The organism is Bacillus sp. NPDC057893, from assembly GCF_042796455.1.
Lineage (GTDB): Bacteria > Bacillota > Bacilli > Bacillales > Bacillaceae_G > Bacillus_A.
Window position 1 is genome coordinate 147,994 of sequence record NZ_JBHVNG010000006.1, and the last position, 26,016, is coordinate 174,009.

The 26,016-nt window shown below is 34.7% G+C and carries 26 protein-coding genes; 17 read left to right on the forward strand and 9 right to left on the reverse strand.

The features are described 5' to 3' along the window. Positions 1-100: 100 nt before the first annotated feature. Entirely contained in the window at positions 101-325 is a 225-nt protein-coding gene (locus tag ACFVQC_RS23200; RefSeq protein WP_377899378.1) for a DUF1128 domain-containing protein, read from the reverse strand. 177 nt (positions 326-502) lie between these two features. Here ACFVQC_RS23200 and ACFVQC_RS23205 point away from each other — a divergent pair, with 177 nt between their 5' ends. Genes ACFVQC_RS23205 through ACFVQC_RS23215 form a run of 3 tightly spaced genes read left to right on the forward strand, consistent with a single transcriptional unit; the run spans position 503 to position 2,412 of the window. Continuing rightward, positions 503-967 (forward strand): low molecular weight protein-tyrosine-phosphatase, encoded by a 465-nt coding sequence (locus tag ACFVQC_RS23205; RefSeq protein ID WP_377891157.1) that lies wholly within the window; start codon positions 503-505, stop codon positions 965-967. Between the two features lie 53 nt (positions 968-1,020). Beyond that, on the forward strand, positions 1,021-1,536 hold the full coding sequence (locus ACFVQC_RS23210) for a DUF4075 domain-containing protein (RefSeq protein WP_002010240.1): 516 nt from the start codon (positions 1,021-1,023) through the stop codon (positions 1,534-1,536). A gap of 6 nt (positions 1,537-1,542) precedes the next feature. Next, positions 1,543-2,412 (forward strand): YihY/virulence factor BrkB family protein, encoded by an 870-nt coding sequence (locus tag ACFVQC_RS23215; protein ID WP_377899380.1) that lies wholly within the window; start codon positions 1,543-1,545, stop codon positions 2,410-2,412. A 181-nt stretch (positions 2,413-2,593) separates the two neighbouring features. Here ACFVQC_RS23215 and ACFVQC_RS23220 read toward each other — a convergent pair whose 3' ends face one another. Next, positions 2,594-4,519, reverse strand: a complete 1,926-nt coding sequence (locus ACFVQC_RS23220; RefSeq protein ID WP_377899381.1) for a heavy metal translocating P-type ATPase — start codon at positions 4,517-4,519, stop codon at positions 2,594-2,596. A gap of 426 nt (positions 4,520-4,945) precedes the next feature. On the opposite strand from ACFVQC_RS23220, the gene ACFVQC_RS23225 reads away from it, so the two are divergent. The 3 genes from ACFVQC_RS23225 (at position 4,946) to lepB (ending at position 7,517) form a co-directional block, all read left to right on the forward strand. Continuing rightward, on the forward strand, positions 4,946-5,896 hold the full coding sequence (locus ACFVQC_RS23225) for a DMT family transporter (RefSeq protein WP_377899383.1): 951 nt from the start codon (positions 4,946-4,948) through the stop codon (positions 5,894-5,896). A 123-nt stretch (positions 5,897-6,019) separates the two neighbouring features. Further along, the gene (locus tag ACFVQC_RS23230; RefSeq protein ID WP_002151659.1) at positions 6,020-6,700 is read left to right on the forward strand and encodes a lysoplasmalogenase; all 681 of its coding nucleotides are present in this window, start codon (positions 6,020-6,022) and stop codon (positions 6,698-6,700) included. Positions 6,701-6,980: 280 nt separating this feature from the next. Next, entirely contained in the window at positions 6,981-7,517 is a 537-nt protein-coding gene (lepB, locus tag ACFVQC_RS23235) for a signal peptidase I (RefSeq protein ID WP_215555128.1), read from the forward strand. Positions 7,518-7,560: 43 nt separating this feature from the next. Here the strand turns inward: lepB and ACFVQC_RS23240 are convergent, their stop codons facing one another. Beyond that, positions 7,561-10,344: a tetratricopeptide repeat protein gene (locus ACFVQC_RS23240; protein WP_377891169.1), complete on the reverse strand. Its 2,784-nt coding sequence runs from the start codon at positions 10,342-10,344 to the stop codon at positions 7,561-7,563. 392 nt (positions 10,345-10,736) lie between these two features. Between ACFVQC_RS23240 and ACFVQC_RS23245 the strand changes: the two genes are divergently transcribed. Then, the gene (locus tag ACFVQC_RS23245; protein WP_377891171.1) at positions 10,737-11,330 is read left to right on the forward strand and encodes a DedA family protein; all 594 of its coding nucleotides are present in this window, start codon (positions 10,737-10,739) and stop codon (positions 11,328-11,330) included. A 13-nt stretch (positions 11,331-11,343) separates the two neighbouring features. Here the strand turns inward: ACFVQC_RS23245 and ACFVQC_RS23250 are convergent, their stop codons facing one another. From ACFVQC_RS23250 to ACFVQC_RS23260, 3 genes are all read right to left on the reverse strand, one after another. Continuing rightward, positions 11,344-11,772, reverse strand: coding sequence for an EamA family transporter (locus ACFVQC_RS23250; protein ID WP_002115869.1), 429 nt, complete (start codon positions 11,770-11,772; stop codon positions 11,344-11,346). A gap of 108 nt (positions 11,773-11,880) precedes the next feature. After that, complete coding sequence (locus ACFVQC_RS23255) at positions 11,881-12,027, reverse strand: BH0509 family protein (protein WP_000817786.1); 147 nt, start codon at positions 12,025-12,027, stop codon at positions 11,881-11,883. A gap of 154 nt (positions 12,028-12,181) precedes the next feature. Next, a complete protein-coding gene (locus tag ACFVQC_RS23260; protein ID WP_377891173.1) occupies positions 12,182-12,598 on the reverse strand; it encodes a pyridoxamine 5'-phosphate oxidase family protein in 417 nt (138 codons plus the stop codon). Between the two features lie 179 nt (positions 12,599-12,777). Between ACFVQC_RS23260 and cax the strand changes: the two genes are divergently transcribed. Both cax and ACFVQC_RS23270 read left to right on the forward strand, forming a co-directional pair. After that, a complete protein-coding gene (gene cax, locus ACFVQC_RS23265) occupies positions 12,778-13,833 on the forward strand; it encodes a calcium/proton exchanger (protein WP_377891175.1) in 1,056 nt (351 codons plus the stop codon). Positions 13,834-13,912: 79 nt separating this feature from the next. Beyond that, positions 13,913-14,710 (forward strand): YfkD famly protein, encoded by a 798-nt coding sequence (locus ACFVQC_RS23270; protein WP_078180149.1) that lies wholly within the window; start codon positions 13,913-13,915, stop codon positions 14,708-14,710. Between the two features lie 37 nt (positions 14,711-14,747). Here the strand turns inward: ACFVQC_RS23270 and yfkAB are convergent, their stop codons facing one another. Beyond that, positions 14,748-15,875: a radical SAM/CxCxxxxC motif protein YfkAB gene (gene yfkAB / locus ACFVQC_RS23275; protein ID WP_002113768.1), complete on the reverse strand. Its 1,128-nt coding sequence runs from the start codon at positions 15,873-15,875 to the stop codon at positions 14,748-14,750. Positions 15,876-16,088: 213 nt separating this feature from the next. Between yfkAB and ACFVQC_RS23280 the strand changes: the two genes are divergently transcribed. The 6 genes from ACFVQC_RS23280 to truA all read left to right on the forward strand — a co-directional run bounded on the left by ACFVQC_RS23280 (position 16,089) and on the right by truA (position 22,041). Next, a complete protein-coding gene (locus tag ACFVQC_RS23280; protein WP_002091170.1) occupies positions 16,089-16,271 on the forward strand; it encodes an SE1561 family protein in 183 nt (60 codons plus the stop codon). 204 nt (positions 16,272-16,475) lie between these two features. Next, the gene (gene fumA, locus ACFVQC_RS23285; RefSeq protein ID WP_377899385.1) at positions 16,476-17,999 is read left to right on the forward strand and encodes a class I fumarate hydratase; all 1,524 of its coding nucleotides are present in this window, start codon (positions 16,476-16,478) and stop codon (positions 17,997-17,999) included. A gap of 125 nt (positions 18,000-18,124) precedes the next feature. After that, on the forward strand, positions 18,125-18,907 hold the full coding sequence (gene pdaA, locus ACFVQC_RS23290) for a delta-lactam-biosynthetic de-N-acetylase (RefSeq protein ID WP_002151671.1): 783 nt from the start codon (positions 18,125-18,127) through the stop codon (positions 18,905-18,907). A 59-nt stretch (positions 18,908-18,966) separates the two neighbouring features. Further along, positions 18,967-19,830 carry a DNA-3-methyladenine glycosylase family protein gene (locus ACFVQC_RS23295; protein WP_377891180.1) on the forward strand — a complete coding sequence of 288 codons (864 nt, stop codon included), beginning with the start codon at positions 18,967-18,969 and terminating at the stop codon, positions 19,828-19,830. 10 nt (positions 19,831-19,840) lie between these two features. Then, the gene (gene rlmD / locus ACFVQC_RS23300; RefSeq protein ID WP_002029595.1) at positions 19,841-21,220 is read left to right on the forward strand and encodes a 23S rRNA (uracil(1939)-C(5))-methyltransferase RlmD; all 1,380 of its coding nucleotides are present in this window, start codon (positions 19,841-19,843) and stop codon (positions 21,218-21,220) included. A gap of 83 nt (positions 21,221-21,303) precedes the next feature. Then, a complete protein-coding gene (gene truA, locus ACFVQC_RS23305; protein ID WP_002139527.1) occupies positions 21,304-22,041 on the forward strand; it encodes a tRNA pseudouridine(38-40) synthase TruA in 738 nt (245 codons plus the stop codon). Positions 22,042-22,187: 146 nt separating this feature from the next. On the opposite strand, the gene ACFVQC_RS23310 is transcribed toward truA, so the two are convergent. Next, the gene (locus ACFVQC_RS23310) at positions 22,188-22,385 is read right to left on the reverse strand and encodes a hypothetical protein (protein WP_219917021.1); all 198 of its coding nucleotides are present in this window, start codon (positions 22,383-22,385) and stop codon (positions 22,188-22,190) included. Positions 22,386-22,465: 80 nt separating this feature from the next. Then, the gene (locus tag ACFVQC_RS23315) at positions 22,466-23,869 is read right to left on the reverse strand and encodes a sigma-54 interaction domain-containing protein (RefSeq protein ID WP_377899386.1); all 1,404 of its coding nucleotides are present in this window, start codon (positions 23,867-23,869) and stop codon (positions 22,466-22,468) included. A 301-nt stretch (positions 23,870-24,170) separates the two neighbouring features. Here ACFVQC_RS23315 and ACFVQC_RS23320 point away from each other — a divergent pair, with 301 nt between their 5' ends. Then, positions 24,171-24,425 (forward strand): biotin/lipoyl-containing protein, encoded by a 255-nt coding sequence (locus ACFVQC_RS23320; protein WP_377891186.1) that lies wholly within the window; start codon positions 24,171-24,173, stop codon positions 24,423-24,425. A gap of 105 nt (positions 24,426-24,530) precedes the next feature. Next, the gene (locus tag ACFVQC_RS23325; RefSeq protein ID WP_002139532.1) at positions 24,531-25,952 is read left to right on the forward strand and encodes an amino acid permease; all 1,422 of its coding nucleotides are present in this window, start codon (positions 24,531-24,533) and stop codon (positions 25,950-25,952) included. The last annotated feature ends 64 nt before the right edge of the window (positions 25,953-26,016 follow it).

A 26,016-nucleotide genomic window follows, 5' to 3' on the forward strand; every position in this document is an offset into this window, starting at 1 on the left:
TACTTTCATTGTACAGTATTTTAGAATGTGATGAGGAAAAGAGAAGAGTTGTCATGAATTTGTTGAAATTAAAAGAGCCTCGAATACGTGAGGCTCTTTGTTATTTTTTAATTAATGTACCTAATTCCTCAGTAATAGCTTGCATTTCACTAATACTGAATGTTTCACGTTTCATAACATGCTCATAAATGTCACGTAAGTCCTCGTACATTTCTGCGTTAAAACTAGCAGCTCTCATTGCTCCAGCATTAACCATGCGTAATTTTTCTTTAATAGCTTCTACCATATATTCAACGTTTGCTTTTGATTTTACGGATAAATCCACCGAAGTGTCCCCCTTTAAAATAACATAAGGTTATCTTAACATTTTTTTATCATTTTCGTTAATGAAACTTTTCAATCCTATTAAATTAGTAGGGATTTCCTTTATATTTAATAATTGGTTGTTTATACTATATAAGTATATGGTAATAAATGCACCAAGAAGGGAAGAAACAAAAATATGGTCCGAGTATTGTTTGTTTGTCTTGGGAACATTTGTCGTTCTCCAATGGCAGAAGCAATTTTTCGAGATCTTGTCGTAAAAGAGGGACTCGAAGAGAAAATTGTCATTGATTCTGCAGGAACTGGAGATTGGCATATTGGTCATCCACCACATAAAGGAACACAAAAAATTTTAAAAGAAAATGAAGTCGCTTTTGAAGGAATTAAAGCACGGCAAGTAGAAAAAGAAGACTTAACAAAGTTTGATTATATTATTGCCATGGACAACAAGAATATAGCGGATTTAAAAAGTTTTGGTAAAACTGGAGGCTATATTGGTAGACTGTCCGATTTTGTTCCAGACGGTGGCTGGACAGACGTTCCTGACCCTTACTTTACAGGGAACTTCCAAGAAGTGTATGACCTTGTAACAGAAGGGTGTGTAAAGCTATTAGCTTTCATTCGAAATGAACAAGGAATATGAGGAAGCTTAGAAAGTAATACTTTCTAATATAAGAAATGAAAGGGTGAAGGAATATGGCAAAGAAAAATAATATTGCTCGAAACATTGCGATTGGTGTAGCTGCAGGGGTAGCTGTATCTATGTTAAAGAAAGAAAACCGTGAAAAAGTAAAAAACACGGCAGAAAAAGCAAAAACAAAGATGATTGAAATTGGTGAAAATGCGAAGATAAAAGAAAAAGTGCAAACTGTTACAGATAAAGGACGCGAACTTGCTGATTTCAATGTAGTGAAAGCGAAAGTAGCAGAAATTAAAAAATTGACGCCGTCTGTTGTAGAAACGTTAAAAGAAACGAAAGAAATTTTTAGTAAGAGAAAAGTTGAGCGAGAAGAAAAGCCAGAAACGATTGAAATTCAAGCTGTATCTCCAAAGGTAGATGAGCTTAAAGCAGAAGAAGAGCCGGTAGTTGCTGAAGATGGCGGTATGAAAGAAGCGCGTGAATTATTTATGAAAGACTCAAATGCAGAGGAAAAAAAAACTGAAGCGTACATTGAGTTAAAGCAAGATAAAGAAGAGAAGAAAAGCGTTTAAACATATATGAGAAAAATTTTAGAAAAGGTGAGAAGAAATCGCACTTTTTCGTTTGGGAAAGATTTATATGACCGGACGATGCGCGATGATGTAGCGGGCTTAGCAGCACAGCTCGCTTATTTCTTCTTGCTTGCGATTTTTCCTGGGCTTGTTTTCTTAATTACGCTTCTTGGCTTTATTGACCTTCAAACAGAAAGTGTGCTCAATTTATTAGAACCGTACGTACCAGAAGATGCGATGAACTTAATTGAAGTAAACGTAGATAAAGTTGTAAACGAACAAAATGGTGGTTTATTATCATTCGGTTTACTATCGATGTTATGGTTTGCTTCTAATGGAGTAAATGCGATTATGAATGCTTTTAACCGTGCTTATGATGTAACAGAAACACGCTCCTTTATTAAAACAAGAGCTTTATCAATTGTGTTTACATTAGCCATTATTTTTATGATTGTCTTTGCGCTAATTGTTCCAGTATTCGGACAAGTAATTGGTGCAGCAGTGTTTAAAGCAATTGGTTTATCGGATAGTTTTGCTTATGTGTGGAGTATTGTACGTTTAGTAGCGAGTTTCTTCGTTTTGGTCGCTTTGTTTAGCTTTTTATATACGTTTGCACCTGATCGGAAATTAAAGCGAAGAGAAGTCATATCGGGGGCTTTATTTGCTACTGTAGGGTGGATTGTGGTATCGTACTCATTTGCCTATTATGTAGATAAATTTGCAAATTACGCTAATACATATGGTGGTCTCGGTGGTATCATTATTTTAATGTTATGGTTTTACTTAACTGCGTGGGTGATTTTACTTGGTGGTGAAATTAATGGTTTACTCCATCATTATAGAACGGGTGACAATAATTCCCGTAATGAAAAATGAGCTCTTGTTCCATAATAAAAGGGAACAGGGGGGATATTTCATGAGTAATAATAAAAAGAACCATAATAATAAAAGTAACAATAAACAAAAGAGTAGTTCGCATCCAAAGCATAAAACGAGCAGCAGTGCGAACGGTCATAATAGCTACCATTAAAAAAACGGGTCCTTCATCAGGGACCCGTTATTTATTTCCTTTTAATAATCGTAAACCATTCAAAATGACAAGAATGGTACTTCCTTCATGTCCAATAACACCGAAGGGAAGAGCTAAAAACTGTAAAAAATTTGAACAAATTAGCATTGCAATGACAGCTAAAGAGAAGATAACGTTTTGCTTCACAATACGGTTCATTCGTTTTGATAAACGGATTGCTTGGGAGAGACGAGATAATTCGTTTTTCATAAGAACAACGTCTGCAGTCTCTAATGCTACGTCTGTTCCTTCACCCATTGCAACACCAATACTAGCAGTAGCAAGGGCAGGTGCATCGTTTATACCGTCTCCAACCATGGCGACTATGCCATACTTTTCTTTTAGCTGCTTTATCGTTTCAACTTTTGTTTCCGGTAAACATGATGCGTAATATTCTTTTATATTACTTTCATTGGCAATTGCTTTTGCTGTTTCTTCATTATCACCAGTAATCATGATTGCTTCGACACCAATGCTTTGCAAATCACGAATAGCCGCTATCGTTTCTTGGCGAAGGGTATCTTTTAAAGCGATTAGTCCAAGAATACCATCCTCATCACTAATATAAACGACAGTTTTCCCCTCTTTTTCAAGTGAAGCAGAAATGCCATTATGGAATGTTTTTATTTCTTCTCCGATAAAATCAGCTTTACCAATTTTATAAGCTTTGTTTTCTAATATTCCTTTTAATCCAAAACCAGTTACATCTTCAACGTTTTCTGGTTTTTTTATCGTAATGTCGTAAGCATGTTTTGCATATTTAACAATCGCTTCTGCTAAAGGATGTGTAGAGTGACTTTCAATCGCTGCTGTAATAGAAAGTACTTCACTTTCTGCTATGCCTTCTCGAACATATACATCTGTTACAGTAGGTTTTCCTTGTGTTAATGTTCCCGTTTTATCAAAGGCAATCGCTTTTACTGAAGCTAGACGTTCTAAATGAATACCACCTTTAAAGAGAATACCGTTTCTCGCTCCGTTTGAAATTGCTGATAAAGTTGCCGGTGTAATGGCTGCAACTAGCGCACAAGGAGAAGCGACTACAAGTAAGATCATAGCGCGATAAAACGTTTCATTCCAACTCCAATCAAGTAAGAAATGAGGAACGAACATCATAAGCGCAACAACGATTAGTACACCTTTTACGTATGTTCCTTCAAATTTTTCGATGAATAGTTGTGATGGTGATTTTTCGCTTTGTGCATTTTGAACGAGACGAATAATCTTTTGGAATAATGTTTGATCGCTCGGCTTCGTAATTTTAACTTCAATAGCACCACGTAAATTTACAGTGCCGGCAAATACTTCATCGCCGAATTTTTTCTCATTCGGAATGGGTTCTCCTGTAATAGCAGCTTCATCAATATTTGTTTCACCAGTATGAATTGTGCCATCAGCAGGAACGCGCTCACCTGGCTTAATTAAAATAATATCGTTAATTTGTAATTGTCCAACTGGAACACGTTCCTCAATTCCGTTTGAAATACGTAATGCTTCTTCGGGTTGTAGATCAAGAAGCGCTGAAATTTCTTTTTGGCTTTTACTTAATGTATAAGATTCCATTGCTCCACTTAATGCAAAGATGAAGATTAAAATAGCACCTTCTGCCCAGTAACCGATAACTGCGGCGCCGATAGCTGCAAAAATCATGAGCATTTCAACATTTAGCTCTTTCTCTTCAATTGAGTCTTCAATACCTTCTTTCGCTTTTGCAAATCCTCCAATTACATAAGCAAGGATATAGAAAGTAATACCTGCACTTATTGCATCATTTTTTGTGAATAACCAGCCAGCTAAAATAAAAATACCAGATGCGATTGCAAATATAAGTTCATAATGTTTCTTTAATGTATCCCATAAAGAGGGATGAGAAATATCTTTTTGTGCTTGTAATGTTTTTACTTCTGCGTTCATTAATACTCGCTCCTTCCAAATTCTTATTGAGAAAAAGAATCAAAATCGAAACCCCTATAAAACGACGAAAGCTGCCATCCATAATGGATAGCAGCATTTCTGTTGAATCTGATTTTAATAGTTATTATTTTGTAATTATTCTATAGTATAGCATATGTTTTTCTTAGATGATATGTTTTTGTTTTAGTATAAAGTGAAACTTTAATTAGTGGGGGTTTTGTTCATCCCTCACTGATTATTAGCCTTCACCAATCGGGCTTTTACGGGCAGCCCGGCTCCCACCTAACTTCTTTGCCCCAGCCGAATTTGGAGGAGGGAGTTTTACTGCCCGGTAAATAGCGGGATAAACTGAAAACTTGTGTTTTCGCATTTCCTTTGGTATATATGAATATTGTTCATAAAAAGGTCGGAAAGGAAGACATCAAGTTGAAGACAGAGAAATTTTTCACCCATCCGATTGGCGTGTTTATTGCTGCAATAGTAGCAACATTTTTATGGGGAAGCGCATTTCCCTTTATTAAATTAAGCTATGTTGAACTTGGAATTCAGCCACAAGAAGTCGGGGAACAAATATTATTTGCTGGCTATCGCTTTTTCTTATCTGGTGTAATGCTCTTATTATTTTTTAAAGCGTTAGGAAGAGATATGAAGTTCAAAAAAGGAACAGGAAAGCAGTTAGTTCAAATTGGCTTATTTCAAACTTTTCTTCAATATATATGTTTTTATATTGGAATGAGTTACAGCTCAGGAATTGAAGGAGCGATTATTTCAGGAACATCATCATTCTTTCAAATTTTACTCGCACACTTTTTATATAAAGATGATGCTCTAAATAGGAGAAAAGTAATTGGAGTAGCTATCGGTTTTTGCGGTGTGATTTTAGTGAATGTATCGAGTGATGGAAGTTTATCATTTCATTTTGGAATAGGTAGCTTATTACTTCTTGGGGCAGCAATGATGTATTCGTATGGAAACATATTAGCGAAAGAAGGTAGTAAAACATTAGATATTGGGTATATGACAGCATATCAGATGATTTTCGGATCAATTGGGTTGCTATGTATAGGTGCATTTCAAGTTGGAATGATGCCATTCGCATTTAATCTACATGCAATACTTATGCTCATATATTTATCGTTCTTATCAGCAGCGGGATTCTGTATATGGAATACAATTATGAAGTATAACAAAGTAGGGAAAGTCTCGATGTATATGTTCTTTATACCAGTGTTTGGTGTGCTACTATCAAGTCTGATTTTAGGGGAAGCAATTCATTCCTTTGTACTATTTGGTTTAGCATGTGTCGCAGCGGGAATTATTGTAGTAAATCGTAACCCGGTTAAAAAGCAAGTTGAGCAAGAAAAACAAGTAGCATAGAGAACAGAAAAACGATTAAAATGGAAGAACAGCATTGTTCTTCTTTTTTTACATAGAAAAAGGAGAACGTGCTATATGTAACGAAAAAAAGATAGAAAAAGCATTTATTGAGGAGAACATATTATGAATGTACTTTACATTGTGTTAGTCGGGCAAATTATTCTTTTTGTAATGGGAGCAATTTATGCAATAGGACAGACGAAGAGAACGAGAAATAATATGCCGTTACCTTTAGCGGTTCGTCTTATTCTTAGTTTTTCTTTAACAGGAAGTGCAATTTGGATATGGTTACAAGATCCATCGGTTGAGTACAGTACGTGGGTTGCACTCGGTATGACTTTATCAACTGTAGGGGATTTATTTATGGCAGGATTAATTCCAATTGGTCATCGATTAATTGGAGGAATGGTTACTTTCGCTCTTGCACATTGTTTCTACGTGAAAGCATTTTTACAAACAGGTATTTCATGGAATGGTTTTTGGATCGGTTTACTCGTATACGGACTCTTTCTAATTATAGGGTGGTTTTTCTTTATTCGAAATGAAAAACAAGACAAACTTTTTACAATAGGGGCTCTAATTTACGGTTTGTGGGTTGGAGGAATGGCATGTTTTGCATTCGCCTTATATTACGAGAATATAGGAATATGGTGGGTGCCAGCACTTGGTGGTTTACTGTTTGTGATTTCTGATTTTATTATAGGCGTGACAGATATCGGAGGGCGCAAACTGAAGTATGAACCACTTTGGATTTGGTTTACATATGTCGCAGCGCAGATGTGTATTGTATATGTAGGATTATAAAAAGATACTCTCAAAAATAGTTGATAGACTATTTTGAGAGTATCTTTTTTATTGCTATGCTACTATATTTGTTTGTTTAATTTGTACAGTATTTTATAAGTATGAATTTCATAGAAAAGGTCCTGCTTAGCAGATGAAAAATATAGTATATAAGAATAGCAAATTTATAGGGGTTATTATTTTTATATTTGTAATATTATAATGTTGTAATTCAGAATTTTGTGGAAATTCACCAGTCGGAGTACTTATAATAAAAATAAAAAGATGATGAGATGGTGGAATGATGCAAAAGAAAAAGAGTTTGCGTGAATTCTTTGAAATAATTGCAATTGCATGCTTATTGGTGTTTTTGGCAAAAATCTTTTTGTTTTTTCCTACGACTGTAAAAGGCGCATCGATGAGGCCGACGTTACAAGATGGAGATAAAGTAATTATTAATAAACTTGCAAAGAGATTTGAAAGTTATGAGAGAGAGGATATTATTGTCGTGAAGACAGATAATTTCTACGTGAAGAGGGTTATTGGATTGCCAGGAGATGTAATTGAGATGAAGAATGATCAATTATATGTTAATCATCAAGTGAAAAACGAAGAGTATTTAAAGAATAATAAAAAACAGGCAGAAAAATTACTTATCAATTTAACTGAAGATTTTGGACCGATTACAATTCCTAAAAATAAAATTTTTGTGATGGGAGATAATCGTTTAGTTAGTAGGGATAGTAGGAACGGCTTAGGACTCATTGATAGAACAGAAGTATTAGGAAAGCTCATGGCGATATATTATCCATTTGAACATGTGAAAATTGCAAATTAGAAATAAGAAAAACCAAGCGAATTAGTTGCTTGGTTTTTCTTATTTAAACAGTTGGTGTTTTATTTATTGTTTCTTGTGAAGCAATATGTTCATTATTTTGGTCGATATTTAACATGAATTTTCGTTGTAACAATTGCAATTTAAAGAGTGTTAAAGGATCATGATAAGTTTCTGGGTTCGTTCTTAGCTTTGTTAAAGTTTGCTCATCTTCTTGTATTTCAAGTTGGGCTGCTTCTACAGTTTGTTTCAATATGCTAAGAGGGTCCTTAAAGAACATCATGATATCACGTTCTAGTGCACCTTCAAATACTTCAAATTGAAGGAAGAATTGTTTTGAAATCATCTGAGCAACTTCTGTATAATCTTCTGTTTCAATATATTGTTTATATTTATTTGATAGCATAGATTGATTTTTTTGCATATTACCGAATAATTTCCCTGCACTCTTTAAGAAAAATTGTGTCGGTGTAAAGCGTAATAAAATATTGATGTTAGCTACTGTAATTCTATTCGTCATTCTTGCAACATCTCTATCCCAGTCGTCTAGTAATTTGAAATCACAAGGAAGTTTAATACGCTCTTCCTCATAGAGTTTATTAAAGGTATCGCCCATTTCATCTAAATAAGCCTGAGCTTGAATGAATTCATTATGAGCAGTTTCAATCCATTCTTGAATAGACCCAGTAAATTTAGGAAGAAGCACTTGCTGTACATGTTTTTGAATTCTTTCATTCATTGCTACATTTAGTTCTTCATGGACCAATTTGAAATCACTATCTTCTTGAACAAGATCAGAGCAACTCTGCAACAATTCAGGAATTTGAGAATGTATATCCTGCGTAATCTCTTCTTTCGTTAAGAGATAAGATTCTGTAATAGAACGAATTTTATCTTTTTGAATGGCAGTAAGATTATTAATAAAACCATCAAGTTTTACTAAAATATGTTTATTCCAGCGGACGGATTTCACTAACGTATTTTCTAATTCCACACGTTCATTTACAAGGTATGCAATTGTTTTTTGGATAAACCATAATAATTTTTCAATGCGTTCTTTTTCCACGTTACGCTGAGTAAGGTTAGAAAGAATAGAGTCTGTTACGTTACCTAGCTGTTCACTACTCTCTTGTGAAGGAGAGTAAGGGAAAAATTGTGCTTCTGGGAAATGTACGAGTATTTTCTTTTTAATGCTGTTCGTGATATTTTCACTAGTATTCGTATCAATTGTTTGTAAGACGAATTGAATTTGTAAATTTGGTACTTGCTTACGAATATATAATAATGTATCGAGCTCTTCATCATGTAATGGTGAAGCTGAATTTAGTACATAGATGAGACTATCTGCTGCCTGTAAGTATTCAAAGTGAGAGCTGTTTTTGTCAAGTTGTCCATGCACAGTAGGTGTGACAAGGAATGAAAACTTATTTTTTCGTAAAAATCTACTTGGTAATTTAACTTCAATACATTTTCTTTCTAGTTCTGACTGAGAAGGTACCGCTAGTATGTTATGAAGTTCGTCAAAGTTTGGTATATTTCGTATATCTAGCTCTGTAAGCTCAGTTATTTCAGTTTGACTATTATCTTTAAATGTAATTGAAGTTGTTATAGCCTCATTTAATATATTTTCTCCTAGTATAGAGTTAATAAAGGCTGATTTATCATAATCGCTAGCTCCTGCTACTAGAAGTTGTGTAACAGTTAAATCGTATAACTCACGAACAAGTAGTGTGAATTGATGACCTAAATCTACATCATTCTTCTCAGCCCATACAGCAATCGTTTCAAATAATGCTGATACGTCTGCCATAGCGACATTTGCATGAGCTGATGCATTTGAAAGTAAGGCACCTGCGCTTTTTACGAGTAATGATTCTAGAGTTGTCGGTGAAACTTCATTCCATGCTAATACTGCTGCGGAGACAAGTAAAGAATCTTCCGCTCTCATTAAACTAAACCAATTTGTTAATAAATCTGGTACAAGTCCTTGTAATTCGTGCATGAAATGTTGTCCAGTAATCAATTCGAAGTACGTCTCTTGATAGCGAGTAGAAATTTCATTCCAATCGTCATTAGCATCTACTTCAATATGTAAGAATAGGTGATTTATTGTTTGAATCCAAGGTAGATGGAATGATTCATTTTCATAGCTGTTCCAAAGTGAAATAACAAGTCCTTTAAATTGAACTTGATCAATTGTATATAAGGCTTTTAAAGATTCATAGAAATACTCAGGTTTAATTTTTTTAGTAAAGCCTCTGTTCACATAATTGATTAAAGTATCGAACCAGTGTAATGACTTTGTTCGAATTCCTTCTTGAACAGCGAGTTCAATAGCATTATTCCAATCTTCTTGTTTTTCATAGAACGATCGAGCGATTGCAGTAATATTTGGATAGTCTGGTTGAAATGCAACAGCTTCGCTAATCGTCTTAAATGCTAGTCCTAAACGATTTTGCTCTATATAAAGAGAAAGAAGTTGTAGGGAAACTTCCATCGTAAGAGTTGTATCTTCTGTTTGGATAGATGTATAAATTTCTTCTGCTTTTGGCAAGAAATCTAATTCGAAATAAGCATCTGCAATATTCTTCATAGCCCAGAGAGCAAGTTCATTATTTACTTTCTCCCATTTGAATATAGCGGCTTCAAAGTCGTTAGTTTGAAAATAAACTTCACCTTGTGCGAAGCGAATATTAGATATGTTGGAGAATTCATTTTTGGATTCATTTATATATGCTTCACCGAGTACTTCCGCTACCGGAATGGAAGAGTCTTCTGTTAAAAATGTTTTATAGTAAATCTTTTGGATAAATTGTTTTTCAATGGTCATGTTCGTTCCCCCTGTATAATTTAGAAAAATGATGTTGTATGTAAAAGGGTGCATGTTACTCTAATAGGTAGAAGTTGCATTATATAGACCAAACTATGTTTTTGCTAGATATATCATTTTTCCTGAGAGTTAAACCGTTGCAAAAATTAACTTTCCTTTATTGTAACAAAAAAATAAGCCTATGAATTTTTATTTTTTAATCCCGATTGGTGCAGGCTAATAATCAGTTAGGATGGATAAAAAAACCACTGATTAAATCTCTGTTTAAGGAATGGAATAGAAGTAGAGTTCATTATAAAAACAATGTATAGTGAATATGTATACCATGTTTGTCTTAAAGATAGAATGGGCACAATATGGAATAACGATCGTGTATAGGATGTGTCTTCCGAATGGAACAACATATTGGTGAGCTAATCGCACACTATGGGTATTTTGGAATTATTATAGCTCTAGCTGGCGGGATTGTTGGATTACCTATACCGGATGAGTTTTTATTGACTTTTATTGGCTATAACATTTCAAAAGGAGTTATGTCAGGAACAGCTGCTTTTTTAAGTGGAATGGCAGGGGCAATGCTTGGCATTACATTAAGTTACATATTAGGTTTAAAACTTGGGCTCCCTGTTTTAAAAAAATATGGTCCGAAAGTTAGAATTAAGGAACATCATATTGAAAAAACACATATTTTATTTGAAAAATACGGTCCATTTCTTTTAATGATTGGCTACTTTATACCAGGAGTACGTCATTTAACAGCATATTTTGCTGGCGTTTCAAATTTAACATGGTGGCGCTTTTGTTTGTATGCTTACGGTGGTGCACTAATTTGGATAAGTGTTTTTATTGGCCTAGGTTGGAAACTGGGAGAGAAGTGGCGCTTTGTTGAATATAGTTTACATCATTATGGAATATGGATCTTATTAGTTTCGGCAATTGTAACATTGATTGTGTGGATTTACATAAGGAAAAGAAAAAACCGCTAATAATAGCGGTTTTTTAGCTGAAAGCAATAAATAGTACACCAGCTGTAATAAAGACTACACCAATACCAGTCATAAAGTTTAACTTTTCACCTAATATAATCATCGCGAGAATAATGGAAAATACTACACTTAATTTATCGATAGGTGCTACTTGTGAAACTTTTCCTGTTTTTAATGCAAGAAAATAAAATAGCCATGACGAAGCACCAGCGATTCCACTTAATGTGATAAATAGCAGTGCTTTTTTATTTAGGAGTACATCACCGATATTTTGAAATTTACCTTGTATAATAATAACTCCTACCATAAATAATGCCATAATAATAGAGCGAATCGTTGTTGCGACGTTGGCATCGATTCCATCTAAGCCGATCTTTCCAAAAATAGATACGAGGGCAGCAGCAATTGCTGATAATAGTGCGAATAATAGCCATGAACTCATAGTGATATTCCTCCAATCTTACATTATTATACATGAAAATCATTCTCATGTATAAATAACGAAATAAACCCCCGCCCTATATTTTTAATAAGGTGGGGGTTTATTATACTACTCTGCTATTTCTTCATATAAAAAGTACGTTACATTATAAATATGCTCTACTTCATCATCCGTCATAAATAATAATTCGTCACGTTCAATCCCTTTTTTCTTTTCGATAAACTCAATCATGTTTTTTCGTTCTTCTCTTTTCATCAATTTTTATTTCTCCCCTCAATCTGTTTTAATACAGTTTATTTAAGTTACTGCTATTATATAACAGAATCTTTAGAAAGTTCCACCTATTTTATTATTTTTTTCAGAAGAACCTTTCGACAAAACAAGCCCGCTTAAAGGGCTTGTTTTCATTTTAAAGTCGTAAAAACTCAGGATTGGTTGTACCGGCACTATCGATGTAATAAATTGTATCGGGATTGATTTTTATTAGTACATAATTAGGGTCTTCCGCACCGAGTAACCAGCGTTTTAAGCTATTAGTCCAAAATTTGTTTTTTAATGTTTGATCTTCTTCGATGGAAGCTATACCTTCAACTTCAATGTAATCTTCATCTAATTTCTTTCCTTCGCGTCCAAGTAGTACATGTACATTGGGATTTTTTTCGATATCTGTTATCTTTTTTGAATTTCGATCTGTTGCAACATATAGTACAAAATCTTCGTGGAAAAACATCATAAAGGCACTATGTGGCTTATCGTTACGTACAGTAGATAATACACCAGTACGTTGACCTTGAATAATAGTTGCGATTTTTTCTTTTAAGTGCATATTTTTAGCCTCTTTCCATAATTCATAATTTTTTCTGTCTGAACAAGATAATTTAAATATCTTTCATACTGTTTTCTTCAACCCGATTTTTTAAACGTAATTGTGATGAAATCGAACAAGTTAGGAGATGAATAATAATAATATCGAGGAGAAATACATACGATGGAAGGATGAAAAGCATGTTTAATAAAATATTTCTTATAGTAGCGCTTATAGGTGTACCACTTTCTGTAATCGGAAAAACACTTCATTGGCCACAAACCATTATGTTTACTGTATACTGCATTACTATTATTGCATTAGCTGGTTTTATGGGGAGGGCGACAGAAAGTTTAGCAATCGTTTCTGGACCTCGGATAGGTGGTTTATTAAATGCCACTTTCGGTAATGCCGTTGAACTTATCATTTCAATTTTTGCACTTCAGGCAGGACTAACAGAAGTTGTTTTAGCTTCCTTAACTGGTTCTGTACTTGGAAATTTATTACTGGTAGGAGGGTTATCCTTCTTTATAGGTGGCCTTAAGTATAAAAGACAAAGTTTCAATGTTTATGATGCAAGACATAATTCAGCTTTATTAATATTTGCTGTTGTCGTAGCCTTTGTTATTCCGGAGATTTTTTCAATGAAGATGGATGCTGGAAAGACGTATCAATTAAGTATTGGTGTTTCTATTATCATGATTATTATGTACCTTGCTGCATTGCTATTTAAGTTAGTTACGCACCGTGGTGTATATCAACATAAAAGTGATGAAGTAGCGCATGAGGAAGAGCCAGAGTGGTCCAAAGGTAAAGCGCTACTCATTTTAGCGATAGCAACACTTGCAGTTGCTTATGTGTCAGAGGCACTCGTACATACTTTTGAAACGGTCGCAAAGTCGTTTGGCTGGTCAGAGTTATTTATAGGGGTTATTATCGTTGCAATTGTTGGTAATGCAGCAGAACATGCATCTGCGATTATTATGGCATATAAAAATAAAGTGAATATCGCAGTAGAAATTGCAGTAGGTTCTACATTACAAATCGCTATGTTTGTTGCTCCTGTGTTAGTACTTCTTTCGATGCTTTTTGCACAAAAGATGCCTTTAGTATTTACAATACCAGAACTTGTTTCTATGATTACAGCTGTTTTCTTAACCATTGCGATTTCAAATGATGGGGATACAAACTGGTTTGAAGGAGGCACTTTATTAGCGGCGTATGTCATTATGGGAATTGGTTTTTATTTATTATGAAAAATAGGGATAACAATGCTTCAGAGGGAAAACAATAAATACAGATTTATATACCTTTATGTAGGAAGGAGCCAGACAGGTGAAACGAGTATACAGCATATGTCTTTCAACCATGGTCTCGTTTATTTTATTATTTCCTAACAGTAGTTTTGCAAAGACAACGGTAGAAGTAAAAATGCCTTCATCTGTTTTAAATATTTCAAAAGATAATACATTTCCAAATGACGCACAAGATTTACCGCGTTTACAGCCAAGTAAGTTTGCGCAAGAATTATTGAAAACAGCAAATATCAAAATTGAAAACCCTGATTTAATTCGAATGTTTAATGAAACAACAATTTCGAATGCACCGCTTGCGGTAGGATACCGAGCGAAAATTTATTTAGGTCAATGGGCATTAAATTATGAGTCAATAGACACATCGATTAATTGGGAATATAAGCAAGTAAATCGAAATGTATATGATAATCGCGGAGGAGATCGCTTATATCCACTTCGCTATAAGCAAGAAACTCAAAAGACAATCGAAGGCGATTTAACAGCGGATATGAAAGATGCTACAGATGTGAAAAAAATGATGCTTTTAAAAGCGCTTGAAAAAGTACAATTGCCACTTTCGTTTAAAACGACCATTGGTTATGGTACAGGACATGAGCGTGTTTATAATATTAGTCCAAGTCAACTCGGGTATTTATATGCTTATACGCCAGCAGTAAATGAAAAAGGAAAAGTAACGTTTGGAGAAGTGTACCTTGTTTTAAAGGGAAATCAAAAAAGGCTTGTCGTAAAAAATGTTACTTCTCAAGGAATTGGAGCTGCTATTCCAATTCATGATCATTTGTTTTTTAAATTTGTTTCTTCATCGCATTCACAATGAAATAAAAAACGTCAGCCTATAAGCTGACGTTTTTTATTTATAACATAATGTTTGATGTTTTTGATAAGAAATCTTCTTTTGGATAGTAGCTATTTTTTACAAGAACATTTGGTCCAAGGCATTTCACGGCAGGACAATGGCAACTTAATGATTTTGCTGTTTTTGAGTCACACCATTTGTCGTAAGCTTCTTGTAGTGTATTTGTTTGTACATTACCTAGAAGCGGGACATCACCGAAATCGGTTACGATAATATTTCCATCGAAAATATTTACGTTCAAACGAGAACGACCATCTGGATCATTGCGGACAGTTACATTTTTACTTTCATGTAATCTCTTCAATGTGTATAAATCACGTTCATCATCACTACATGCATAGAAAGGTAATGTTCCAAATAGCATCCATACATTTTCATCACGGATCTCTAATAAATGTTCAATTGCATTTCGAATTTCTTCTTTTGTTAAAATTTCAAGTGTGCTAGCGAAGTCACTCGGATACATTGGGTGCACTTCATGACGTTTACAGCCCATTTCTTCAACGATTTGACGGTGAATATGTTCAATATGTGGTAGAGTTCGTTTGTTTAACATAGTTTCGGCTGATACGAGTACACCTGCCTCTGATAGAGCTTTACTATTTGTAATCATTCTTTCAAATAATTTAGCGCGCTGTTCATAAGTAGGTTTACGCTCCATCATTGCAAATCCGCCTTCAACGAAGTCATCGATTGTTCCCCAGTTATGTGAAATGTGCAATACATCTAAGTAGGGAATAATTTGTTCGTAACGTGCTAAATCTATAGTTAAGTTTGAGTTGATTTGAGTGCGAACGCCTCGTTCATGGGCGTATTTTAAGAGTGGTGTTACATAGTTGTCGACGGATTTTTTTGAAAGCATAGGTTCTCCGCCTGTAATACTTAAAGAACGTAGATAAGGAATCTCATCTAATCGTTTTAATAAAAGCTCCATCGGAAGCGGATTTGGATCTTTCGGCTGTAATGTGTAACCAACAGCGCAATGCTCGCAACGCATATTGCATAACGTCGTTGTTGTAAACTCAACGTTTGTTAATAGTAGTTTGCCGTACTCTTCAAGGTCCATATACGCTTCCCATGGATCGTAAGAAGGAGTAATCGGCTTCATTATTTGTGATATCGTCATATGAAATACTCCTTTGACTATTGAAATAACAATTTGTCCATTCTCTATAATAGAAGAATATGTGCTTTTTATAAAGTGAAACTTTTTTGTGAAAAAAGAGAGAGGGCTTACATTATAATGAATTACTGCGACAAATTTGATGAAATTACATGCCCATAGCCATCATTTTTGCGGTATAATAAAAGCAACTCGAATTAAAAGGAGAGTGCCTTCATGGGAAAAGCAATTCAAGATAAAGATTCACAACTAGTATATTTGAAAAAACGTTTAAATATGTTCATTGAAGTAATTGATACGATTGAACCAGAAGAGGTAGAATTAGAAGATGTAGATCGTCTTCTTGCAATGTTAGATGAATTAGAACTGAAATGTGAGCAATTTAAAAAAGACGAATAATATATTAAAAAGGCTGCCACTACAAAATTGGCAGCCTTTTTCTGTACGGATAATAGAAGGAATATAGAAAAAAAGGTATAATCAAGTTGTGAAAAATTTCATTAAACCGCAAATAGCGGGATAAATAAAAAGCTGAAGAGTATAACAATGGAATTTTCATTTCATAACGTTTTGGTAGCGTTCACAATTGAGGGGGAAGTAACAATGGAAAAGCTTCAAGAAAGCATGTATCAACTAATTGTTGGAACGTCAACGAACTTACCGAAAGATGTTCGTCGCGCAATTCAACAAGCGAAAGAACGAGAAAATGCAGGAACTCGTTCGGCGATGGCACTTGGCACAATTACGAATAATATTAAAATGGCAGATGATAATATCTCGCCAATTTGCCAAGATACAGGGATGCCAACGTTTAAAATTTATACACCAGTTGGTGTGAATCAATTAAAACTGAAGGAAGCTATCTATAGTGCGCTTGAGCGGGCGACAAAAGATGGTAAACTTCGTCCAAACTCTGTTGATTCTCTTTTTGGAGACAATAGCGGAAACAATTTAGGACCAGGTACACCTGTTATTAAGTTCGAACAATGGGAAAAAGATTACATTGATGCACGTTTAATTTTAAAGGGCGGGGGCTGTGAGAACAAAAATATTCAATATAGCTTGCCTTGTGAAATAGAAGGACTTGGACGAGCTGGGCGTGATTTAGAAGGAATTCGTAAATGCCTTCTTCATGCAGTATATCAAGCGCAAGGGCAAGGGTGTAGCGCAGGGGTAATCGGCGTCGGTATCGGGGGAGACCGCACATCAGGTTACGAATTAGCAAAAAATCAATTATTCCGTACATTAGATGATGTAAATTCAGTTCCAGAATTACAAAAGCTTGAAGAGTATGTATTAGAGAATGCAAATAAGCTTGGCATTGGTACGATGGGATTTGGCGGAGAAACAACTTTATTAGGTTGCAAAATTGGAGTATATAATCGTTTGCCAGCGAGCTTCTACGTATCTGTTGCGTATAATTGTTGGGCATATCGTCGTCTTGGCGTAACAATTCATCCTGAAACAGGTGAAATTATGGATTGGTTATACCAAGAAGGTGAAGATACACTTCAGCAAGATGCTGCGCAAGAACAAACAGAGCAGCGTGAAATCGTATTACAAGCTCCAATTACAGAAGAGCAAATTCGTGAACTTCGTGTTGGTGATGTTGTTACAATTAACGGCATGATGTACACAGGACGTGATGCAATTCATAAACATTTAATGGATAACGACTGTCCAGTAGATTTAAAGGGACAAATTATTTATCACTGTGGTCCAGTTGTAGTGAAAGATGAGAATGACAATTGGAAAATTAAAGCGGCAGGTCCAACGACAAGCATTCGTGAAGAGCCATATCAAGGCGATATTATGAAAAAGTTCGGAATTCGTGCTGTAATTGGTAAAGGCGGTATGGGTGCTAAAACATTAGCAGCTTTAGAAGAACACGGTGGTGTGTACTTAAATGCAATTGGTGGTGCAGCACAATATTATGCTGAATGTATTAAAGAAGTGAAAGATGTTGATTTCTTACAATTCGGTATCCCAGAGGCAATGTGGCATTTACATATCGATGGTTTTAAAGCAGTTGTAACGATGGATTCTCATGGTAAAAGTCTACATGCTGATGTTGATAAAACATCACTTGAAAAATTGGCGAGCTTTAAAGAACCTGTATTTAAGTAAAGAGAAGTGCATCTCGAATTATTCGAGGTGCATTTTTTGGTATATATAGAAAAACATGTTCAGCATGAAAGAAAGCAGGAAAACAGAAACTACAGGTACGATTATATATGGAAAGGAGACTATTTATGAAATATAAATGGTTATATATAGGTCTCATTTTTTCAATTATGATGGCACTTGTTCCAGTTTCAACATTTGCTTATACGAATACACCACATAACTGGGGAATCCCACGTCCTAAAAATGAAACGGTGCCAGATGCAGGGAAACTATATACAGAATTACTACAAAAAAATGGTGGGTTTTATTTAGGAGATACGAAGAAAAAAGATATTTATTTAACATTTGATAATGGATACGAAAATGGATATACAGGAAAGATTTTAGATGTATTAAAGGAGAAAAAAGTACCAGCAACTTTCTTTGTGACGGGACATTATATAAAAACACAAAAAGATTTATTATTAAGAATGAAAAATGAAGGACATATTATTGGTAATCATTCTTGGAGTCATCCAGATTTTACAGCAGTAAATGATGCAAAACTTCGTGAAGAATTAACGAGCGTAACGGAAGAGATTAAAAAGGTAACAGGGCAAAAAGAAGTGAAATATGTACGCCCTCCGCGAGGTGTATTTAGCGAAAGAACGTTAGCTGTTACGAAAGAAATGGGATATTATAATGTGTTTTGGTCGCTTGCATTTCTTGATTGGAAAGTAGATCAGCAAAGAGGATGGCAATACGCTCATAATAATGTAATGACTATGATTCATCCAGGATCTGTTTTGTTACTTCATGCAATATCAAAAGATAATGCAGAAGCACTTGCGAAAATCATTGATGATTTGCGCGAGAAAGGGTATCATTTTAAAAGCCTAGATGATTTAGTAAAAAGCAATCAACCGTAAGCATGTATGCTTGCGGTTTTCTCATGCTATAATGATGTGTAAAAAGGATGGGGAAACGTATGTGGAGCGAACATGTTACGTTAGAATATCCGTACCATTTTGAAGAAGTGCTAAAGCGTTTATCTTTCGACCCGTTAAACGTCATTCAATTAGACGAGAAAATAATCTATGTCCCGCTTTTTATAGACGAAGAACAAATTGTTGTTCGTTTGCAAGGGATTGGTACTGTTCAAAATCCACAGTTTTGGATTTCTAGTCAGGCAGGAGATCAAGAGAAAGTAATGAAACGAATGAGGTCCATTTTTCACTGGAATGAGCCGTTTCAAAATATACAAGATCATTTTTTAAACACATCATTACGTCCACTGTTTGAAACATATGCTTATACTCCAATTATATTAGAATTTGATTATTTTGCTTGTCTTCTTCGTTGTATTATTCATCAACAAATAAATTTAAAATTTGCTACGGCGCTAACAGATCAATTTGTAAAACGATATGGGACAGAGAAGAACGGCGTTTTCTTTTTCCCAACACCAGAAAGAGTAGCGAATATTTCAATAGAGGAATTGAGAGAGCAGAAATTTAGTCAGCGAAAAGCTGAATATATAGTAGGATTAGCAAAACATATTGTGGGCGGTAAATTAGATTTAGCAAGGATAGAAAACGAAACAGAAGAAAAAGTATCGGCACAATTGTTACCAATAAGGGGTATTGGAGCATGGACAGTGCAAAACTTTTTAATGTTTGGGCTTGGCCGGAAAAACATGTTTCCGGAAGCAGATATCGGGATTAGGCGTGCACTTCAAGGTATATTTCAATTAGATAATAAGCCTGATGATGTATTTTTAGAAAAAGTGAAACAAGAGTGTGAACCATATTGCAGTTATGCAGCGTTATATTTATGGAAAAGTATAGAGTAGAGGTGTAATAATGATACAAAAGCAACAAGAGAGTAAGTTGGAAGTTGGTCAAACGTTTCCTGTGACAATTAAACGTCTTGGGATTAACGGAGAAGGCGTTGGTTATTTTAAGAGACAAGTTGTTTTCATTCCAGGGGCATTACCAGGAGAAGAAGTTGTTGCTGAAGCAACGAAAATTCAGCGTGGCTTCGCTGAAGCGAAAGTGAAAAAAGTTCGTAAATCATCACCACATCGTGTGAAAGCACCATGTTCAGTATATGAGGAGTGTGGTGGCTGTCAATTGCAGCATTTAGATTATAAAGAACAGTTAAATCAAAAGCGTGATATCGTTGTACAAGCATTCGAAAAGTATATGAATAACAGTCTGGAAGAGAAAATTCGCCCGACGCTTGGTATGGAAAATCCATGGCATTATCGTAATAAAAGTCAATTGCAAGTGGGGCGTAAAGACGAAAAGGTTATTACAGGGTTATATAAGCAAAACTCACATCAGTTAATTGATATTTCTCATTGCATGATTCAACATAAAGCAACGAATGAAGCGACAAAAGTTGTAAGACGTATATTAGAAAAATTAAATGTTTCTATTTACAATGAGAAAAAACAAAAAGGTTTAGTACGCACAATTGTGACACGTACTGCAGTTCAAACAGGGGAAGTACAAGTCACACTTATTACAACAAAAGAAGAATTACCAAATAAAGATCAATTTATCGCAGAAGTACAAAAACAAATGCCAAGTGTTAAATCAATTATGCAAAACGTAAACTGGCGTAAAACATCTGTTATTTTCGGGGATAAAACATTTAAATTAGCTGGAAAAGAAGTAATTCAAGAAACACTAGGTGATTTATCATTTGAATTATCAGCACGCGCATTCTTCCAATTAAATCCAGAACAAACGGTTGTTTTATACGATGAAGCGAAAAAAGCAGCTGCTTTAACAGGAAACGAGAAGATTGTGGATGCATATTGTGGTGTCGGTACGATTGGACTTTGGCTTGCGAATGATGCAGCGGAAGTACGTGGTATGGATGTAATTCCAGAAGCGATTGAAGATGCAAAGAAAAATGCAAAACGCCACGGATTCACAAATGCAAAGTATGAAGCTGGTAAAGCGGAACAATGGTTACCAAAGTGGGTAAAAGAAGGCTGGCGTCCAGATGTCATTGTTGTCGACCCACCGCGTACAGGTTGTGATGATAAATTACTTGAAACGATTTTAAAAGTGAAACCGAAACAAGTTGTTTACGTGTCTTGTAACCCTTCCTCATTAGCACGTGATGTGGAAACATTAATGGAGAGCTATGAAGTGGAGTATGTACAACCAGTTGATATGTTCCCGCATACAGCTCATGTAGAAAATGTAGTGAAACTTGTTAGAAAGTAACATTCAATAAGGATATGTCCCTCACAAAGCAGGAGTTATGTGAGGGTATATTTTATTTAGCGAATGGAAGTAAGGAGAATACGATGAACAATTATAAATTGACGATTCAATATGATGGTGCGCGTTATAAAGGGTGGCAACGTCTTGGTAATAATGACAATACGATTCAGGGGAAAATCGAAAGTATAATATCTGAAATGGTCGGAAAAGAAATTGAAATTATCGGCTGTAGTAGAACGGATGCTGGTGTACACGCTTTGAATCAAGTAGCTAACTTTCAAAGTGATGAGAAGTTAGTAGAACATAAAGTGAAAAAGTATTTAAATCAATATTTACCAAATGATATTAGTATTACGAGTGTAGAAGAAGTACCAGATCGTTTCCATGCTCGTTACAATTCTAAAGCAAAAACATATCTTTATAAAATTTGGAATGAAGAGCATACGAACCCATTTATGCGTAAATACAGCATGCACGTGAATAAACAATTAAATGTGAAAAGCATGAAAGAAGCTGCGAAACATTTAGTTGGTTCACATGACTTCACTGCCTTTTCAAATGCAAAGTCTAAGAAAAAATCTATGGTTCGAGAAGTGTATACACTTGATGTTTCCGAAGAATCAGGATTTGTACAAATTAGAGTAAGTGGTAACGGATTCCTTCATAACATGGTGCGGAAAATTGTTGGAGCATTAATTGAAGTTGGATTAGGGCAATTAGAGGCGGACGCAATTCCAAACATTTTAGAGGAAAAACAACGTAATCAAATTAATTGTCTTGCTGAGGCGAGTGGATTGTACTTGGAGAAGATTGAGTTTTAGAAAAGATATGGATAAGAAAAAAGCACTCATTTGAGTGCTTCTTCTTTTATGCTGATGCAGTAGTCTTATCTTTTCGGAAAATCCCCATTAATCCGCCGATTAATAATAAAACACCTGGTAATAAGTAAACAATAGAATTTGTTAGTTCAAGAAGAGCGTTCTTTCTTCATACGTAGCTTCAAATTCCAAAAAGCAGCAAGCATAATAGCTGCAAAGGAGCCACTAATTGTGCCTAAGAGCTTTGCATGAGGAAAGCTGCTCATATCAATGAATAGCATTATACATAGAATGGTAGGGAAAAGACCTAAGTAGTGTAATAACTTCAACTTCTTATCATTACTCATATACATTGCACCTTTCTAGCATGTTATACGTTTATTATAATATATTTTACCATTTTTTTACACTTGGAGAAAGATTCATTTCATATGTGTAAATGCAATTTTTTAATTCGATATTGTAAGTTTTGTCTGCTCAATCCTAAAAATTTTGCGGCTTGTGAGATATTACCTTTATTCTCTTTAAGAATTTGATGGATATATTTCTTTTCCATTTCTTCGATTATATGTTTTAAAGTCTGTGGTGTATCAGTATTGTGACTAGTTAGCGGAGTCTGCATATTGAGTTCCTTTTTTGCTAGTTCGCGAAAGTGCGTTGGCATATGGAACGCTGTAATGATATCTTCATCTTCTATTAAGTTCATGGAACCTTCAATTATATGTTCTAATTCTCTCACATTACCCGGCCAATCGTATTTATAGAAGAAGTTATTTACGTTTAAATCTACATCTTTTACGCTAAGCTCAAATTGGATATTGTATTTTTCAATAAAGTGTTGAACAAGATATGCAATATCTTCTTTTCGTTCCCGTAAAGGTGGAAGACATAAAGTAACAACGCTTAATCTGTAATATAAGTCTTGTCTTAATCGATTGTGTGCTATGGCTTCAAGAGGATCTTCATTAATAGTTGCTATAATACGAACATCAATTTCTTTTTCTTGTGTGCCTCCGATTCTTCGTATTGTTTTTTCTTGTATAGCCCGCAGCAATTTAGCTTGAAGTGTTGGACTTAATGAGTTGATCTCATCTAATAACAAAGTCCCGCCGTTTGCTTCTTCAAATAAACCAGGTTTATCTATTGCTCCTGTAAAAGCACCTCGATTTGTACCAAATAGTAGACTTTCCATTAAGGTTTCTGGTATAGCGGCACAGTTTTGCGAAATAAATGGTTTTGTTGAACGCTGGCTTTCATTATGGACGCTTTGCGCAAATAGCTCTTTACCGGTCCCTGTTTCTCCGATGATAAGTATGGAGGAGGATGTACGTATTACTCTCTTTGCTTCTGCAATGACTGATTGAATAGCTCTAGAATCACCAATTATGTGATCAAAGGTAAACTTAGTATTTTGTTTGCGAGAAAGGTTCGTTTTCGTTGTTTGCTTTAAATGACTAATCTCTCTTGAAATTTCAATAGCGCCTTTAATTTTTCCATTTTCTATTATAGGAAAAGTATCGTTAATCGTCGTAATTTCTTGTCCTTTATTGTTAAAATACGTTTGTTTTATATTTTTGTTTGTTTTTCCAAGTTTTAATGCTTCTATAAGAGTACTATTTTTATTTTCTTCAAATGCAAATACTTCTAAAGGATTTTTATATAGCACATCTAAGCGGTCCATTGATTCAATGTCCATCATTTTGCGGTTATAGATAATCGTTTTACTTTCCTCATTAATAATGTGAATCCCAATATCTAGTTCATTTAGTAAAGTTTCATATAGCATATTCATTTCAATAATCTTTTTAAAATTGATTTCTTCTGTATGCATGAATTATCTTCTCCTCGTTATACCCTATGAAGACTGACTTTTTATAATTTTATTAAAATTCTCATAAAATCGCAAAATTTTTTTGCTATTTTCTCTTAAAACTTTTCAAATGATAGAAAAATTTTGCGGTTATGCAGATTTTTTTCGTAAGAAATCCTAATTTTACATAGGTATTGAGGTTGGTACGTATTTTGCATGAATAGTAGTTGAGATCTCTAAATTTAAAGAGTAGGGGGATTAGGAATCTTTATAGGTTATGCAACGTTTCAGTGCCAATTAATAAGAGGGAGGAATTTATAAAGTGAAGACGGTTGTAGAAGGTGTGTATAGTCCTTGTTACGGGAAAGTAGAGAAATTATTTGTTACTGAAAGTTCTTACGTATATGAGTGGGAAAAATTAGCGTTAATTGAAACGATAGATAAACAGAAAGTAGAAATTAAAGTGGGAATCAGTGGTTATATTGAATCATTAGAAGTGATAGAAGGAGAAGCTATCGCTGATCAAAAATTATTAATAACAGTGAGGGATGACCTTTTAATAACAGGTAGTGATTAATAGTAGTAATATGTATTTTGCACTTTTTAATAATTATTTTTACTATGAAGGGTTTTAAAAACGCTTACATTAAAAGGGTTTGCTAAGTGAAAAGGGGGGATTTATATGATGGATCAAAACCAAGGGCTAAAAAGGGAATTGAAAAGTCGGCACATATTTATGATTGCACTCGGAGGGGTTATTGGTACTGGGCTTTTTTTAGGATCCAGTTATACAATTCATGAAGCTGGACCTGGAGGAGCAATTGTAGCGTATCTTGTCGGTGGATTTGTTATGTATTTAACGATGCTCTGTCTTGGAGAGTTAGCGGTTGCGATGCCTGATGCAGGATCGTATCAAACATATGCTACAAAACATATTTCACCTGCAGCGGGTTATGTAGTGGGATGGATGTCGTGGCTAAACTGGACGGCTACGATAGGCATTGAATTAATTGCAGTTAGTATATTAATGAAACGTTGGTTTCCAGATGTATCATCATGGATTTGGTGCGTAGTGTTTGCCGTATTGCTCTTTGTTATTAATGCGTTATCTTCAAGAAGTTTTGCGGAGGTTGAATTCTGGTTTGCAAGTATTAAAGTAATTACAATTATTGCATTTATCATTTTGGGCGGGGCAGCAATGTTTGGTTTTCTAGATATGAAAGGAAATGAACCAGCGCCGATGTTTTCTAGCTTTACTGATTATGGTGGATTGTTCCCAAATGGATTATCAGCCATTTTAATTACGATGATTGCAGTTAATTTTTCCTTCCAAGGAACAGAACTAGTTGGTATTGCAGCTGGTGAGAGTGAAAATCCAGAGAAAACTATCCCGAAGGCAATTAATAATACAGTTTGGCGCATACTTATTTTCTTTGTACTATCTATTTTTATTCTTGCGGGACTATTTCCTTGGCAGCAAGCAGGAGTGATAGAAAGTCCATTCGTAGTTGTATTTGATAAAATTGGTATTCCTTATGCGGCTGATATTATAAATTTCGTTATTATTACAGCTGTACTATCAGTTGCGAATTCAGGATTATATGCAACTTCCCGTATGCTATGGTCTATGTCTAATCAAGGAATGATTAGCCCGATTTTTGGTAAGTTATCTAAAAACGGTGTTCCTATTTATGCATTGATTGTAAGTACGTTTGTAGGGTGTCTCTCATTACTATCAGGTATTTATGCGGAAGATACAGTTTATTTATGGCTTCTTTCTATTGCTGGGTTTGGAGCGATATTAGTTTGGGCATCTATTGCTTTATCTAACCTATTAGCTAGAAGGACATACGTGAAGCAAGGGGGAGATATTAAGGATTTGAAATTTAAAACACCACTGTATCCATTTGTTCCAATTCTTGCTTTAGTATTAAATTTAACAGTAATTGTAGCTATGGCTTTTATTCCAGAACAAAGAATGGCATTATATTGTGGTATTCCATTTATGATCGTTTGTTTACTGTTTTACCGTGCTACAAGAAGTAAGAAAAGTAAAATAGAACATATCGAAAAGATGAATACAACAGAATTAGAAAGTTTATAGTTGAAATTGAATTTATAATAACAAGGAATTTAGAGACTGTAGAATTGTAAACAGTCTCTTTTTT